19 protein-coding genes are annotated in these 12,952 nt (G+C 74.6%); 15 read left to right on the top strand and 4 right to left on the bottom strand.

Annotated elements, in window-relative coordinates; all coding sequences use genetic code 11:
• The first annotated feature begins 19 nt into the window (after positions 1-19).
• The 10 genes from NFS20_RS20750 to NFS20_RS20705 all read left to right on the top strand — a co-directional run bounded on the left by NFS20_RS20750 (position 20) and on the right by NFS20_RS20705 (position 5,985).
• On the top strand, positions 20-601 hold the full coding sequence (locus NFS20_RS20750) for a DUF262 domain-containing protein (RefSeq protein ID WP_251153704.1): 582 nt from the start codon (positions 20-22) through the stop codon (positions 599-601).
• 34 nt (positions 602-635) lie between these two features.
• Positions 636-1,109 carry a hypothetical protein gene (locus NFS20_RS20745; protein WP_251153703.1) on the top strand — a complete coding sequence of 158 codons (474 nt, stop codon included), beginning with the start codon at positions 636-638 and terminating at the stop codon, positions 1,107-1,109.
• Positions 1,106-1,345, top strand: coding sequence for a hypothetical protein (locus tag NFS20_RS20740; protein WP_251153702.1), 240 nt, complete (start codon positions 1,106-1,108; stop codon positions 1,343-1,345). Before NFS20_RS20745 ends, NFS20_RS20740 begins: the two co-directional genes overlap by 4 nt.
• 26 nt (positions 1,346-1,371) lie before the next feature.
• The gene (locus NFS20_RS20735; RefSeq protein WP_251153701.1) at positions 1,372-1,830 is read left to right on the top strand and encodes a hypothetical protein; all 459 of its coding nucleotides are present in this window, start codon (positions 1,372-1,374) and stop codon (positions 1,828-1,830) included.
• The gene (locus tag NFS20_RS20730; protein WP_251153700.1) at positions 1,830-2,081 is read left to right on the top strand and encodes a hypothetical protein; all 252 of its coding nucleotides are present in this window, start codon (positions 1,830-1,832) and stop codon (positions 2,079-2,081) included. The genes NFS20_RS20735 and NFS20_RS20730 overlap by 1 nt, the downstream gene beginning before the upstream one ends.
• Positions 2,078-2,377: a hypothetical protein gene (locus NFS20_RS20725; protein WP_251153699.1), complete on the top strand. Its 300-nt coding sequence runs from the start codon at positions 2,078-2,080 to the stop codon at positions 2,375-2,377. Before NFS20_RS20730 ends, NFS20_RS20725 begins: the two co-directional genes overlap by 4 nt.
• Before the next feature lie 21 nt (positions 2,378-2,398).
• A complete protein-coding gene (locus tag NFS20_RS20720) occupies positions 2,399-2,977 on the top strand; it encodes a hypothetical protein (protein WP_251153698.1) in 579 nt (192 codons plus the stop codon).
• 25 nt (positions 2,978-3,002) lie between these two features.
• Positions 3,003-3,695, top strand: a complete 693-nt coding sequence (locus NFS20_RS20715; RefSeq protein ID WP_251153697.1) for a hypothetical protein — start codon at positions 3,003-3,005, stop codon at positions 3,693-3,695.
• Entirely contained in the window at positions 3,692-3,913 is a 222-nt protein-coding gene (locus NFS20_RS20710; protein ID WP_251153696.1) for a hypothetical protein, read from the top strand. The genes NFS20_RS20715 and NFS20_RS20710 overlap by 4 nt, the downstream gene beginning before the upstream one ends.
• A gap of 83 nt (positions 3,914-3,996) precedes the next feature.
• Positions 3,997-5,985 carry a hypothetical protein gene (locus NFS20_RS20705; protein ID WP_251153695.1) on the top strand — a complete coding sequence of 663 codons (1,989 nt, stop codon included), beginning with the start codon at positions 3,997-3,999 and terminating at the stop codon, positions 5,983-5,985.
• A 115-nt stretch (positions 5,986-6,100) separates the two neighbouring features.
• On the opposite strand, the gene NFS20_RS20700 is transcribed toward NFS20_RS20705, so the two are convergent.
• Positions 6,101-6,685, bottom strand: coding sequence for a hypothetical protein (locus tag NFS20_RS20700; RefSeq protein WP_251153694.1), 585 nt, complete (start codon positions 6,683-6,685; stop codon positions 6,101-6,103).
• An 87-nt stretch (positions 6,686-6,772) separates the two neighbouring features.
• On the opposite strand from NFS20_RS20700, the gene NFS20_RS20695 reads away from it, so the two are divergent.
• The 4 genes from NFS20_RS20695 to NFS20_RS20680 are packed head-to-tail and all read left to right on the top strand — an operon-like array spanning position 6,773 to position 8,374.
• Positions 6,773-7,123 (top strand): hypothetical protein, encoded by a 351-nt coding sequence (locus NFS20_RS20695; protein WP_251153693.1) that lies wholly within the window; start codon positions 6,773-6,775, stop codon positions 7,121-7,123.
• Positions 7,120-7,467, top strand: a complete 348-nt coding sequence (locus tag NFS20_RS20690; RefSeq protein ID WP_251153692.1) for a hypothetical protein — start codon at positions 7,120-7,122, stop codon at positions 7,465-7,467. The genes NFS20_RS20695 and NFS20_RS20690 overlap by 4 nt, the downstream gene beginning before the upstream one ends.
• Positions 7,464-7,973, top strand: a complete 510-nt coding sequence (locus NFS20_RS20685; protein WP_251153691.1) for a hypothetical protein — start codon at positions 7,464-7,466, stop codon at positions 7,971-7,973. Before NFS20_RS20690 ends, NFS20_RS20685 begins: the two co-directional genes overlap by 4 nt.
• Positions 7,974-7,996: 23 nt before the next feature.
• Positions 7,997-8,374 (top strand): hypothetical protein, encoded by a 378-nt coding sequence (locus NFS20_RS20680; RefSeq protein WP_251153690.1) that lies wholly within the window; start codon positions 7,997-7,999, stop codon positions 8,372-8,374.
• 10 nt (positions 8,375-8,384) lie between these two features.
• Here NFS20_RS20680 and NFS20_RS20675 read toward each other — a convergent pair whose 3' ends face one another.
• The 3 genes from NFS20_RS20675 to NFS20_RS20665 are packed head-to-tail and all read right to left on the bottom strand — an operon-like array spanning position 8,385 to position 11,179.
• Entirely contained in the window at positions 8,385-9,515 is a 1,131-nt protein-coding gene (locus NFS20_RS20675; protein ID WP_251153689.1) for a MarR family transcriptional regulator, read from the bottom strand.
• Positions 9,516-9,542: 27 nt separating this feature from the next.
• Complete coding sequence (locus tag NFS20_RS20670) at positions 9,543-10,256, bottom strand: endonuclease/exonuclease/phosphatase family protein (RefSeq protein ID WP_251153688.1); 714 nt, start codon at positions 10,254-10,256, stop codon at positions 9,543-9,545.
• Entirely contained in the window at positions 10,253-11,179 is a 927-nt protein-coding gene (locus NFS20_RS20665) for a hypothetical protein (RefSeq protein WP_251153687.1), read from the bottom strand. The genes NFS20_RS20670 and NFS20_RS20665 overlap by 4 nt, the downstream gene beginning before the upstream one ends.
• An 87-nt stretch (positions 11,180-11,266) precedes the next feature.
• Between NFS20_RS20665 and NFS20_RS20660 the strand changes: the two genes are divergently transcribed.
• A complete protein-coding gene (locus NFS20_RS20660) occupies positions 11,267-12,928 on the top strand; it encodes a hypothetical protein (protein ID WP_251153686.1) in 1,662 nt (553 codons plus the stop codon).
• Positions 12,929-12,952: the final 24 nt, after the last annotated feature.

The following is a 12,952-nucleotide window of genomic DNA, read 5'->3' as shown; positions in this document are numbered from 1 at the left end:
TGCCGCACATCAGTGGGGCATGGACACGATGCAGACGGCCGCCCCGCTGGCGCACCGCAGCCTGGACGCGAGCAACCGTCACGCACGCGAGCTCGCGCGCCAGGTCGTCGAGGGGCACATGAGCCTGGACGCGCCGTACCAGCGCGGGTCGGTGTGGACCGAGCGTCAGCAGCGCGACCTGGTCCGCTCGTGGATGCTCGGCCTGCCGGTCCCGGCCATCGTGGTCAACCGCCGGTACGCCGTCGACACCTTCGACCACGGAAACGGCGCGGCGTTCGAGCTCGCCGCCATCGACGGCAAGCAGCGCCTGCAGGCCGCGATCGCCTGGTTCTTCGGCGACCTGGCCGTGCCCGCGTCCTGGTTCGCCGCGGACGACGTCGAGGCGACCATCGAGACCAGCGACGGCCCGTACGTGCGGTACCGCGACCTGGCGATCTCGCGCCAGCGGCTCCTGACCAACCGGTGCCTGATCCCCGTCGCCGAGGCGACCCTGGACTCCATCGCGGCCGAGGCCGAGGTGTTCGGGCTGCTCAACGGCGCCGGCGTCGCGCAGACCGAGGCCGACATGGCCCGCGCCGCGGCGATCGCCGCGGGCGAGTGACCGGCGCATCATCGACACCCAGGAGGACCACACGGTGACCGACCCCACCACGACCGACCTCGAGGCGGCTCTGGACCTGGTGCGCGCGTGCGGGTACGTCGCGATCAAGGAGAAGTCGTACCGGGCCGCCGAGACCCGCCACGCCGTGACCAAGGCCCAGCTGGCCGACGCCCGCGAGGACGTCGAGCGCGCCGAGGCGTGGGCACGGCGCGCCCTGGACGGCGAGTCGCGCGCTCGCGACCGCGTCGAGTTCGTCTACGGCGTCGCGCGCCGGTTCGGCGCGACCGTGGAGGAGCTCACCGGCCCGGCCGACGAGGCCGTCTACCGTGAGCGGATCGGCGCGGTCATGGCCGTCGCCGAGTCCGGGCGCAACGGCTACCTGCCCTGCGACGCCGTGATGTCCGCAGCGACCGGCGGCGCGTCGGACTGCACCTGCGAACCCCGTCAGCCCCGAGGTCGGCGCCGGGCACCGGACCCGGCCTGCCCCGTGCACCAGGGCGCCCGGTGAGCGGCCGGCTGCTCGGCCCGGACGAGCCGGTCCTGGTCGTGCCGGAGCTCGTGACCGTGACCGCCGAGGGCACCGTGTGGCTGAACCACCTGCCGAGCGCGGACACCGAGGCGCACTGCACCGGTGACTGCCTCGCGCACGAGACTACGTGCGGCGTGCTGATCGGTGCGCCCGGCGGGCTGACCCCCGCGCACCCGGACACCCTGTGCGCCGAATGCGTGAACGCCGCACCCTGAGCGCCCGTGCCGCACATCTGAACACCATGAGCGACAACGCGGCCGTCCCCGAGGCCATCCACTTCTGCTCCGTGCCGACCTACCAGCTGCCCGCCCTGGTCGAGCACGGCGTCATCGTCGACACCGGGCAGATCGAGTTCGGGCGCCGCATCACCGGTCGCCTGCTCAGCGCCGAGCGCCGCGGCGAGGAGGTCGTCGGCACGCTGGAGATGGACGTGCGCGTGCGCACCCGCTCCCTGCCGTCGTTCGTCGGCGGCGGGTACGAGCACCGCAAGGTCACGACCGGCTTCGCGCTGCGCATCGGCGACCGCGCCGTGGCGCACCTGCGCTCGTCCGTGCTGGCGTCCGTCGAGGGTGCGTACGACATCGAGGACACCTGGGCGCACGAGCGCGCGGACGCCGACGCCCGCCGCGTCCTGTCGGTCATGACCCGCATCCGCGAGGACGCGACCCTGGAGTTCGCCGACCCGCGCCGGAGCGCGTGATGGTCGACCAGCGCCCGGCCCGCACCGCGCGCCCCGGGGTCCGCCCCGTCCCCACCGTCACCGCCTCCCTCGCCGCGGGCGGCCGCTGGCACGTGCGCATGGCTCCTCCTGTGCCTGTCGACCTCGACGAGCCCACGCCCGCTCAGCGCGCCGCGCTGCGCCGCTACGTCGCCGGGAAGTTCGCCGCGTCCGCGGCCCACGCGGTGGGAGACTTCTCGCGCCCCGACCGCACCGCCGAGGAGACCCGATGACCGACGCACCCCGCAGCGCCGCCGAGATGGGCGAGCAGTACAAGGTCGCCGACCTGCGCCGCAAGGCCGAGCGTCTCGCGGCCGACCTCCGCCGGGCCGCCGACCGGATCGACGCCATCGCCGGCTCCGGGATCGACGGCGTCGGCAAGCCCGGGCACTCCTCCTACGCCCAGGTGGTCTACGACATCCACCGCGAGCTCGACGCCACGATGGACAACAGCCCGCTGCGGACCATGATCCTGGACGCCGCCGAGGCCGACGTGTTCCGCTCCCAGGCGGGTACCCAGACGCCCTGACCTGCCGCACATAGGTAGGCCATGACGAACACGCAGGCCCTGGCCGCCATCGGCATCGGCTCCCCCGCCCAACCCCCGCACCGGCTGCTGGTCGGGCGCCCGAGCGTGGGCGTCCTGGACCTGTTCGTCGGCTCGTGGGCCAACGACCGGCGGCCGTGCGAGCCTGCCGACTGGTGCACCGGCCGCGTGCAGATCGAGGTCGACGGCCCGAGCACCGCGTCCCTGGCGGCCCCCGCCGGCCGCAGCCCGCTGGACAGCCTGCTGCGCCGAGGCCCGGCCGCGGGCACCGACGGCCTGCCCGAGACGCTCGTCCTGCCGTCCCCGGACACCACCGACCCCGCCCGGCCCGCGGCGCTCGCCCGGTTCGCCGGCACGACCCCGGCCTCCGACCTGCTGCTGTTCGTCCAGCCCGACCTGCGCACCGACGGCGTGCGGTTCACCCTGTCGCTGCCCGACCAGGCGCGCCTGCTCGCGTTCGCCCGCACCGGCACCGTGCACGACGGCGACCTGCCGCGCGTGACCCGCTCCGTGTTCGCCCTCGCCGGCGTCACCGGCCAGCGCCTGGACCTGCTGAACGCCTGCACCGCCCGGACGAACTGACCTACCCGATCACGGAGCCGCCCCGATGAGCCCTGCCCAGCACCGCACCGACTGGGTCCAGCCGATCCTGGTCGACAAGAACGGCACCCATGAGCACACCGTCGCCGCGGCCGCGCACGCCGCCGCCCAGGCGTACGTCGAGGCGACGCCGCAGACCCTGCCCGCGTTCGACGCGTGGCTGGACGGGCCGTTCACCAAGACGGTGCGCCGCGCGCCCGCAGCGTGGCTCGACCGCGCCCGGACCGAGCTCGGCGGCACCGGCGTCGCCTACGGCGGGTCCGCCGCCGTCGCGCTGCCCCCGGTCCGCATGAGCGAGCTGCCGAAGATCGTCGCCAAGGCCCAGGTCGCCGGCACCGACTTCGAGCGCACCCGCCCCGCGCTGCCGCCCGCCCCGCCGGTCGGGCTCGCCGAGATCGCCGTGCTGAACACCCTCACGACCGGCAAGGCCGCCGCGCAGGCCGCGCACGCCCTGGTCGCCTGGGTGCTCGACGACCGGCGCCCCGAGGCCGGTGCGGACCGGCTCGTGCCCTCGCACGTGTCCCTGGCGATGCTCGCCGACCCCGCGGGCCTCCGGGTGCGGTTCGTGCCCGCCCACGAGCTGCACTCGCTGGAGGTGCCCGCCAACGTCGCGATCCGCGACAACGGCCTGACCGAGGTCGACCCGCACACCCTGACCGCCGTCGCGGTCGTGGAGCCCGGCTACCGGAGGATCCGATGAGCGACCAGCCCGCGAACACCAAGACCACCGTCACCGGCGAGGTCATCGACGTCGCAGCCGTGCCCGAGCTCGAACGCCAGGTCGCCGTGACGATCGCGTTCGGGGCCGTCGGCGCCGGACGGGAGGACTCCGGCTGGTGGAACCACCTGGGCACCGCCCGCGAGGTGATCCGCACCGTACGCCGCCACGACCAGCAGGGCGCCGGCTCGACGTCGTGAACGCCCGCCCCGTCCCCCGTCCGCGCCGCGCGGTGACGGACGGCCCTGGCGCACCACCGCGAGGGCACGGTAGGACTACGCCCATGTCGACCGCGACCGCGCCAACGCAGGCGCCCACCCGAACGTCCGTCGAGCATGGTGCCTACCGCGCCTGGCTGTGCACCGAGGCCGGACCGGACTGGGTGGCGCGCGCCGTCGACCAGCTCGGCGCGTGGCTGCGCCGCAAGGACCGGCGCCTGGACATCGACCTGTCCCGCGACGGCACCTACCCGGTCGCCGGCAAGACCCTGACCGTGCGCCGGCACACCAACGGCGGGCAGGGCGCGTTCCGGTTCTCGATGGTCGAGGGCCTGCCCGGCGCCCAGTTCACCACCACCGCCACGTTCGTCACCGGCCGCACCGGCGGGTGGATGAGCCTGCAGGTCACCAACGACGGCGGACAGTGGGTCGCCACCCCGAAGCTCGCGACCAACCTGCTGGTCAGCCCCGGCGGGTTCACCGACGGCGGCCAGGTCGTCTCCCCCGACCTGTGGCACGTGCGCACGGCCGAGGACCGGGTCGCGCTGCTGGACCTGCTGGTCTCCGACCGGCGCGGTGCGGTGTTCGTCGCCGCGGCCGGGAACCAGGACCCCGACCTCGCCGCGGACTTCGCCCGCAAGATCGAGGAGTGGACCTCCGGGGCCCGCGGCCTGGCGCACCTGGTGTTCCTGGACGCCGACTCCGCCGCGTGGCTGCGCGAGCAGGTCGGCGGGGCGCTCGGGGTCGCGGAGTGGTCGGTGCGCACCTTCCGCCCCGGGATCGACCTGTCCTCCCCGGCGACCCTGCGCATGCACCGCACGATGGGGATGCGCGCCCTGATCGACACCAGCGAGCACCGGCTGCGCCGCCTGTTCTCGATGTTCGCCCGCCAGCTGCTCGACGAGCAGCCCGAGCCTTCCGAGGTGCTCGCGTGGCGGCGCACGTTCGAACGCCTGGACTCCCGCGAGGCGGCCGAGGGCCTGCGCCGGGTCGCCGAGCGCGCGGGCGCCACCCGAGCCAGGGTCGAACACTCGCGCAGCCTGTTCGCCGCGCAGCGCGCCGCGCAGGCTGCCGAGCCGCCCGTGCACGCGCCACCGACAGTCGCCGAACCGGCCGCCCCGGCCCAGGACGCACCCGAGCCGGCCGAGCTCACGCGCCTGCGCACCGAGCACGCCGCCACGGTCACCCAGCGCGACACGCTGCTGGGGACGCTGCGCCGGGTGCAGGACACGCTGATGCTGCCGGACCTGACCGAGGACTCCCTGATGGCGCTGCTCGAGGCGGCCACCGCCGTCGACGACGACCAGGACGCCGCGGCCGCCGGTGCGGCCCGCATCGAGACCCTGGAGGGCCAGGTCGCCGACCTGGAGGCGAAGGTCGCCGAGCACGCCGGCGCCGAGTGGGCAGCCCGCCAGGACGCCACCGACACCCTGGACCAGGTCGCCAACCTCGACGCCGCCGTGGCGGTGCTCTCGCGCCAGGTCGCCGTGATGGCGGCCGGCGGCGACCCGGGCGACGTCGACGCCGCCCCGCAGGACCGCCCCGCCAAGGACCCCGAGTCGTGGCAGGAGCTGGTCGAGCAGTTCGGCGAGTGGGAGCAGTTCGGCATCGTCATCACCGCCGACCCGGACACCGCGGCGGACCTGCACGAGATCGACCAGGAAGGCCGGTGCCTGACGAACACCCTGCGCGGGCTGACCGCGCTGGCCGGGTACGTGCGCGCCAAGCGGGACAAGGTCCACGACGGCGGGTTCAAGACCTACCTCGCGGCCCAGCATCCGGGGTTCCCGCACTACAACCAGGACTGGTTCGCCACCTCCGAGACCAAGGACGCCATGAAGGGCGACCGGGGCAAGGAGCGTGACCTGCCGGTACCGAAGACGATCAGCGCCGACGGGGTGCTGGAGATGCAGCAGCACCTGCGCATCGGGCGGGTGCCGAACCTCGACCCGCGGCTCTACATCCACGACGACACGAACGGGACCGGGGTGGTCGTGGTCGGGTACATCGGCCCGCACCTGACGACCCGGGCGACCGCGAAGCTCAACCGGTAGCCGACATGACGACGAAGGTCACGAACAGGTAACGTGCTGGCCGTGCCCCGGCCCGAGCGCACGGCCGTCATCATCGCCGCGCGCCCAGGCCGGGGCATCCAGCTGCCCGGGCCGGTCAGTCGACGACGCGGGCCAGCCAGGCCTGGACGTCGCCCCACCCGAGGTCGCCGGTCAGGTCCAGGTGCGCGACGTCGGCGCCCTCGACCTTCGGCTCGACGACCAGGTGCCGGCCCTGGCCGTACACGCGGTACTCGGTGCCGGACGGCCCGTACACCGGGGTGCGGCGCTGGTGGTAGCCGGAGAACCGCAGTCCCGCCGCGGTCAGCGCCCGGCCCAGGTCGGCGTACATGTCGTAGCGCTCGCCGGCGGCGGCCAGCAGCTCGTGCGCGTCGCTGCGCGGCAGGTCGAGCGCGGGGGCGAACACCTCGTCGAACTCCGCCATGACGGCGGACGCGGGACGCCGGGCCTGCTCGTCCACGGGCGCGAACCGCGACCACTCGACCGTCGGCAGCCGGTACCGGCCGCCGGGCAGGATGATCACGAGGTAGGCGCGCGGGATCAGGCCCGCCTCGGCGTGCTTGTCGTTGCCCCACCGGAACAGCGACAGCTTCGACCCGTCGGGGCGCACGCCGGACACGACGCCGCGGTCCGGGACGACCTCGTAGCGGTGGGCGGCCAGGATCCGCTCGAAGATGGACATGGGCGCGTCGCCTCCAGGGCGCTCGGGGGTGTGGCGGGTGCCACCGGTAGATGTGCGGACCGGGGGCGTGCCGCACATCAGCAGGGCATGAGCACCACCATCGCTGCCCTGCACGAGGCCTACCGCGAGCAGGTCAAGCACCTGCCCGTCCTGCCGCGCGAGGTCCTCGACGACGCCGACATGGACGTCGAGACCGCCTCGGCCCTGATCGACGCCCGGTCCGCCGAGCGCGCCGCCGTCGCCTCCCGGGTGTTCGGCGGCCGGATGCTCACCCCGCGCGAGATCAACGCCGCCACCGAGGGCCACCCGATCCACGACCACATGGACCGCGCCGCGCTGGTCGACACCTACGGCGCCGACCGCGTCACCCACGTGCCGTGCGTCGGCTGGTTCCTCGACCTGCCCGCCCACCTGCGCGACCAGGCGGCCTGCGCATGAGCGATCAGCCCGTCACCCTGACCCCGGCGCAGGAGCGCACTCTGGTGGCGCTGCGCGAGGCGTGCGACCGGCTGGTCGGCACCGCGCAGGTGCCCGCCCGGTACGCGTCGGCGCGCGAGATCGCCCTGGCCCTGTGGCCGGACTCCCCCGCGTGGCAGCACCGCACGAACCGCGGATCCGGCGGCGGGAACGGCGCCGTCGGCGGGACCATGCCGATGAAGGCCGGCACGCTGCTGTGGAAGCTGTGGAAGGCCGGGTACGCCCGCAACGAGTTCGACTCCATCGGCCCGCCGTGGTCCATCTCGGACAAGGGCCGGGCCTACCTCAAGGAGCGCGGCCTGTGACGTCGTCGCGCATCTACGACCGCGACCCTGAGCACCTGCGCTCCGACCTGGCCGACTCGCTGGAGGCCGCGCTGGGCGACTGGGCGACCCCCGAGCAGCACGACCGCACCGGGGTGATCCTCGCGTCGCTCGCGCAGTCCGGCGACGCCCAGCAGGCGCTGCGTGACGTGCTCGCCGCGTTCGGCCCCCCGGTGTTCGGCGTCGTCGTGCTGTTCCACATCGAGGCCCGCACCTCGCTGATGGGGGACGCGGAGGCGCTGACGTTCGCCCGCCAGCTGGCTCGTCTGGGCCTGACCGTCGCCGACCTGGGCTGGCCGGCCGACGCGCTGAACGAGCAGCACGCCGAGGCCTTCCGGGCCTGGGAGCCGGTCGAGCTGGAGCGGTTCCGGTCACTGGTGCACCGCTTCCGCTCCCAGCACGGCACGGCCGCGTCTGGCGACCTCGTGGGCGACCTCGTGGCGCTCGACCGCGCGCTGGCCGACCAGCGGCAGCCGCCGCAGGCCTGACGCGTGCCGCACATCAGCAGGACGTGAGCAACGAGCAGCCCAGCGCACCGTCCGTCGAGGAGGTCCGCCAGACCCGGGCCGCCGTGCAGTCCGCCGTCGCGCACGCAGATGCCGAGGAGATCTTCGACGCCTTCGGCCAGCTCGCTGCCATCGTGGCCCGATCCGGTCAGGCTCGCCGGGCAGCACGCCGCGACGCGCGCAACGCCGCGGCCCGGGCCCGGTACGCGCGCCGCAAGGCCGCCGGCACCCTGCCACAGCGCGGCAAGGCCCGCGCCGCAGCCGCCGTGCAGGTCGAGCGCGATGACGTCATCGGCGAGCACGAGCACGGGTGCGCGTGCGCCAACCCTGGCGTCGCCGCGCCGTGCTGGCATTGCACCGACTGTCCGGACTGCTGGGGCTAGGTTCCGCCGGTCACCAGGTCTGCGCGGCGAACCAGCGCACGATCTGCGGTGCCCGCTTGCGCCAGTACGCCTCGACGACGCTGCGCTCGACGGGCAGTCCCGGGTCGTCGCTGGCGTCCTCGAGGTACCCCAGTCCGCGCACGATGTGCGACACGGCGCTCTCGGGCGGGGCGGGCTGGTAGCGGTCGACGAACAGCACCAGGCCCTCCTCGACGGTCAGGTCGGTGCGCTGCTCGATCACCATGAGGTCGAAGTGGTCGCGCAGCTCTGCGCGGTCGGCGATGACCTTGACCTTGGTGGCGAGCTGGTCGGGCAGCGAGGCGATGCGCGCGCCGTTGAGCGTCCCGGCGCTCTGGTCGGTCACCGCGAGCCGGCCGCGGTCCTTGAGGATCTCGCCCAGCTGCTGCTCGTCGAACGGTCCGTCGGCGAGGGGGCGTGATGCGCTCGTGACGTTCAGGAGCCACCGGTCACGGGGCGCGAAGCTGCGCGAGGACATCGCCTTCTCCAGGGCCTCGTAGGGCAGCTCGGTCAGCGCCCACGCGGTCGCGGTGGGGTCGGGTGCGGCCAGCAGCCGCGAGGCCACGAACGCGGCGTCGCCGGGCAGCGTGAGCGCGCGCACGTCGACGTTCCAGAACAGGTGGTGGAACCGCGCCGGCACCTTCGTCGCCCGCTCGCGCAGGGGCGGCTGCGGCAGGGCGGCCGCCTTGGTGTCGCCGAGCAGGATCCCCGGCCAGGTCGCCAGGCTTCGCGCAACCCACTCGGTGACCTCGACGGCGCGGCCGGCCGCCACGGTGCGGGTGCGCTGGGTGACCAGTCCGCGGGCCTGCAGCTCGCGCAGGGCCTTCGCGGCCGTGGTCGGGCTCGTGCCCGTGAGCCGTGCCAGAGACCGTGCCGAGCGGATGCCGAGCGGCGCGTGGGCGATCGCCTTGGCGGCCAGGACGGCCTCGCGGGTCAGGCCGCTGCGTCGCTGCGGCACGGTGCCGATCTCGCCCGCGATCGCCTTGACGACGTCAGCGGGCACCTGGCGTGCCTTTCCCGGGCCGGGTGCGGGCGGCACGCCGTGGCGATCGAGCAGCCGGTGGGCGCGCGGCAGGGAGATGCCGGTGGCCGCTGCGACCTGCGGCGCCGAGTAGGTGTCCATATCGTTATGGTGTCGCGTGGTTGGCGGTCACGGCAGGTGCAGCAGGCCGCGCACCGGCACGTGGTCCGACGGGCACTGCAGCGTCGGGACGGCGCGCTCGACCACGAACGGCGACTCGAGCACGTCGAGCTGCGCCCCGCGCGCGCCGAGCACGTCCAACGCCCGGAACTCGCGGCCACCGAACAGCGACGTCGGCTCGGCATAGTCCATCCCGGACACCCCGACGCTGGCCAGCGCGGTGCGGGCCGGACCGCCCGGGGCGTCGTTGAGGTCCCCGCCCAGCACGAGCGGGCCGTTCGGCAGCGCCCGGGCGAGCTCGGTGGCCTGCTGCCCGCCGATGACCCCGAGCGGGGTGTACTCCAGGTGGGTGTTCACCGCCGTCAGCGTCCGACCGTCCGGCGTCACGAGCGTGGCGATCTGCGCCAGGCGCGAGACCTGCCCCGCGTAGTGCAGGGTCCGGCTCTCCCGCACCGACCAGCGCCCGCGGACCAGGATCGCGCACCCGTCGGGCTTGCCGGTCTGCTGCGCGAACTCCACGCGCCAGGCGGTCAGCGAGTCCAGCAGCGCGGGCTCGGCCTCCTGCAGCAGCACGACGTCGGCGTCGAGCCGGTCGAGCACGCCGGCGATCGCGCCGTGGCGCGCGCCCGGGGCGAACAGCGCGGGGTCGACTCCCGGGAACCAGCCGGGGCGTGCGTACGCGTCGGCGAGCACGTTCCAGGACGCGACACGCGCGCTGCTCATCGCGCGTCCTGCACGACGGTCCAGTCGCCGTCGACCTTGTCCCAGTGGGTACCGGCCGGCAGGACGTACAGGCTGGTCGCCGAGCGGCTCGACACCTGCATGCCGACGAACGTCAGCTTGCGCTGGCCGGCGGCGTACTCGCCCAGCAGCGCCTGGAACTCCTCCAAGTCGGGGTCGACCGGGTTCGCCTCGGCGGTCGTCTCGGACACCGCGACGCGCACGCCGGAGTTCTCGCGCTCGTTGACGCGCTGCGCGTGCTCGTCCAGCTCGACCAGGCCGGGCAGCCATCGCAGGGCGATGGGGCGGGCCGGGGTGCCGTCGAGGTCGACGTCGACCGCCACGACGTGCTGGCGACCAGCCTTGACGTTCGCGGCGCGGCGCGCCTGCATCCCGGCGACGGCCAGGTCCTCGTCGTCGTACACGGCGATGACCCGGGGCAGGTACTCCGCTCGCGAGCTGCCACCGGTGTGGTGCGTGGCGTCCTCGACCAGCAGGAACAGCCGGTAGGTGCCGTGGCGCAGCAGGCTCGGGGTCGGCAGGGTCTGGTGCAGCAGGGCTCGGGCGTCGACCTTGACCTGGTCGGGGAACTTGCGGGCCAGCTCGTGGAACCGGGCGGCCTTCTCCGCGGGCCACCGCTCGGGCTTGACCGCGGGCAGCAGGCCGTAGCGGCTGCTGCCCAGCTCGTCGGTCCAGTAGCCGTAGATCTCGTGGGCCAGATCGGGCAGCGACCTCGTCGCGGCCACGACGTCCATGTCGGGGTTGACCGGCACGAGGTACCCGTCGGCGCCGGTGTAGCCGGCCATCCGGGACAGCAGCTCGGCGAACTTGTCGAGGACCAGGGCGACGGACGAGGCGTGCGCGACGCCGCGCCCCTCGGTGCCGTCGGTGTTGGTGTACCCGACGTAGGCGAACCGGACGCTCATGGTGTTCCCTCCCAGGCGGCCGGGTCGTTCCCGGCCTCACCACACTGATGTGCGGCATACATGCGCCGTGCCGCACATCTTCCGGGCATGACCGAACCGATCACCGCGAGCGTGGAGCCCGCCCGGGCGCGCACCGCGATGCCCGGACCCGACGAGCGGTTCCGCCGCTCCGTCATCGCCGCGTCCACCTGGGAGCAGCGCCACGGCTACGCCCGGGCCGGGACGAAGGACGCCACCGAGGCCCAGATCGTCCGGCTGCGCCGCACCCTGCGCGCCGCACGCACCGGTCGCTCCGGCCTGCCCTGGTCGCCCGCCCACCAGGCGTTCGTCGACGCCCACTGGCCCGGCGCGTGGAAGGAGCCGTCCCGCGCGAGCCGGTACGTGCACCGCGACGCCCTCGCCCGTCAGCGCACCGCCGAAGCCGCCGAGGCCACCGCCGCTGCAGCGGCTGCCGCGAAGGCCGCCAGGGCCGCCGCCCGCAAGGCACCGCGCCCGGCGCCGGCCGCCTCCGGTGGCGGATACGTGTCCGCGACGCGAGCCGCCCGCGACGAGCAGACCTTCCGCGCCCGCGTGCAGCGCGCTGCCGCGTGGGAAGCCCAGCACGGACGCCCGGTCGCACGCACCGTCGAGGACGGCGGCATCGAGCACTTCAACTTCCGCTCGCGCCTGCGCGCTGCCGCCGCCGGCACCGGCCGGATGAAGATGACCGCCGACCGCCTCGCCTACCTCGACGAGCACTGGCCCTCGTGGCGCTCCACCACGGCGCGCGCAGCCCGGCCGGCGACCCCGCGCAGCAGCCTCGACCGGTTCACCGACAAGGTCCGGGACGCCGCCGCATGGGAAGCCCAGCACGGGCGACGCGCCGCCTGGTCAGCGAACGTTGACCGCGACGAGCGCGCCGTCGCCCAGCTCGGCACCTACATCCGCTCCGCCGTCCTGAACGGGACGAGCCCACGGTTCGCCTGGAACGAGAACCGCCACCAGATCGTGCGCGACCTGTGGCCCGACGCCCTCGAGCAGCGGATCGGGTCCGTAGTGCGCCGAGGCGTTCCGCTGCGCCAGCGGATCCTGGCCGCCGCGGCGTGGGAGGCGCGCAACGGCGAGGCCCGCGAGGACGCCGAGAGCGTTGACGAGCGCGGCGTCGCGCACCTGCGGGGTCGGCTGCGCCGCGCCTCGGCCGGCGATCCGCAGACCGACTCCACCTGGGCCCTGGGCTGGGACGACGAGCTCGCGCAGTTCGTCGCCGAGCACTGGCCGTCCGCGCTGCGCGACGGGCGCGAGACCTCCGGCGAGGAGGCGTTCCGCGACCAGGTTCTCGCCGCCGCCGCATGGGAGGCCGAGCACGGGCGCGCCGCCACCAACAGCGAGACCGACTCCCACGAGCGCAGCATCTACTTCCTGCGCCGGCGCATCCGTGATGCCCGCGCCGGACGCGTCAACGGCCAGCTCGCCTGGACGGCGCAGCGTGACGAGTTCGTCGCCGAGCACTGGGACTTGCCCGAGAGCCAGCGCCGCGCCCCTGGTGGTGGCCGCCCCGCCGACGAGCAGGTGTTCCAGGACCGGGTGCGTGCCGCCGCCGCGTGGGAGGCCGTGTTCGGGCGCAGCGTGTCGCGCACCGTGCCGGAGGCGCGCCCGTTCCAGATGCTGCGCACCGCGATGCGCCGAGCCGCGGCCGGTCACAGCACGATGGCGTGGTCGCCCGAGCGTGAGGCGTTCGCCGACGAGCACTGGCCGAACTGGCGCGCCTGACCGTCCCCGGCGTGGCCCCGGTCC

It is taken from the genome of Cellulosimicrobium sp. Marseille-Q4280 (assembly GCF_943181405.1).
Lineage (GTDB): Bacteria > Actinomycetota > Actinomycetes > Actinomycetales > Cellulomonadaceae > Cellulosimicrobium.
Note: the sequence above shows the minus strand (reverse complement) of the source record. Positions and strands in the feature narration are given on the sequence as shown.

What these genes read in the sequence shown, in the direction of transcription:
- NFS20_RS20670 (WP_251153688.1), bottom strand. Translation starts at nt 10,256, where the DNA reads ATGAGCAGCGCGCGTGTCGCGTCCTGGAACGTGCTCGCCGACGCGTAC.
- NFS20_RS20750 (WP_251153704.1), top strand. Translation starts at nt 20, where the DNA reads ATGGACACGATGCAGACGGCCGCCCCGCTGGCGCACCGCAGCCTGGAC.
- NFS20_RS20725 (WP_251153699.1), top strand. Translation starts at nt 2,078, where the DNA reads ATGACCGACGCACCCCGCAGCGCCGCCGAGATGGGCGAGCAGTACAAG.
- NFS20_RS20720 (WP_251153698.1), top strand. Translation starts at nt 2,399, where the DNA reads ATGACGAACACGCAGGCCCTGGCCGCCATCGGCATCGGCTCCCCCGCC.
- NFS20_RS20665 (WP_251153687.1), bottom strand. Translation starts at nt 11,179, where the DNA reads ATGAGCGTCCGGTTCGCCTACGTCGGGTACACCAACACCGACGGCACC.
- NFS20_RS20675 (WP_251153689.1), bottom strand. Translation starts at nt 9,515, where the DNA reads ATGGACACCTACTCGGCGCCGCAGGTCGCAGCGGCCACCGGCATCTCC.
- NFS20_RS20705 (WP_251153695.1), top strand. Translation starts at nt 3,997, where the DNA reads ATGTCGACCGCGACCGCGCCAACGCAGGCGCCCACCCGAACGTCCGTC.
- NFS20_RS20690 (WP_251153692.1), top strand. Translation starts at nt 7,120, where the DNA reads ATGAGCGATCAGCCCGTCACCCTGACCCCGGCGCAGGAGCGCACTCTG.
- NFS20_RS20710 (WP_251153696.1), top strand. Translation starts at nt 3,692, where the DNA reads ATGAGCGACCAGCCCGCGAACACCAAGACCACCGTCACCGGCGAGGTC.
- NFS20_RS20660 (WP_251153686.1), top strand. Translation starts at nt 11,267, where the DNA reads ATGACCGAACCGATCACCGCGAGCGTGGAGCCCGCCCGGGCGCGCACC.
- NFS20_RS20730 (WP_251153700.1), top strand. Translation starts at nt 1,830, where the DNA reads ATGGTCGACCAGCGCCCGGCCCGCACCGCGCGCCCCGGGGTCCGCCCC.
- NFS20_RS20735 (WP_251153701.1), top strand. Translation starts at nt 1,372, where the DNA reads ATGAGCGACAACGCGGCCGTCCCCGAGGCCATCCACTTCTGCTCCGTG.
- NFS20_RS20700 (WP_251153694.1), bottom strand. Translation starts at nt 6,685, where the DNA reads ATGTCCATCTTCGAGCGGATCCTGGCCGCCCACCGCTACGAGGTCGTC.
- NFS20_RS20715 (WP_251153697.1), top strand. Translation starts at nt 3,003, where the DNA reads ATGAGCCCTGCCCAGCACCGCACCGACTGGGTCCAGCCGATCCTGGTC.
- NFS20_RS20695 (WP_251153693.1), top strand. Translation starts at nt 6,773, where the DNA reads ATGAGCACCACCATCGCTGCCCTGCACGAGGCCTACCGCGAGCAGGTC.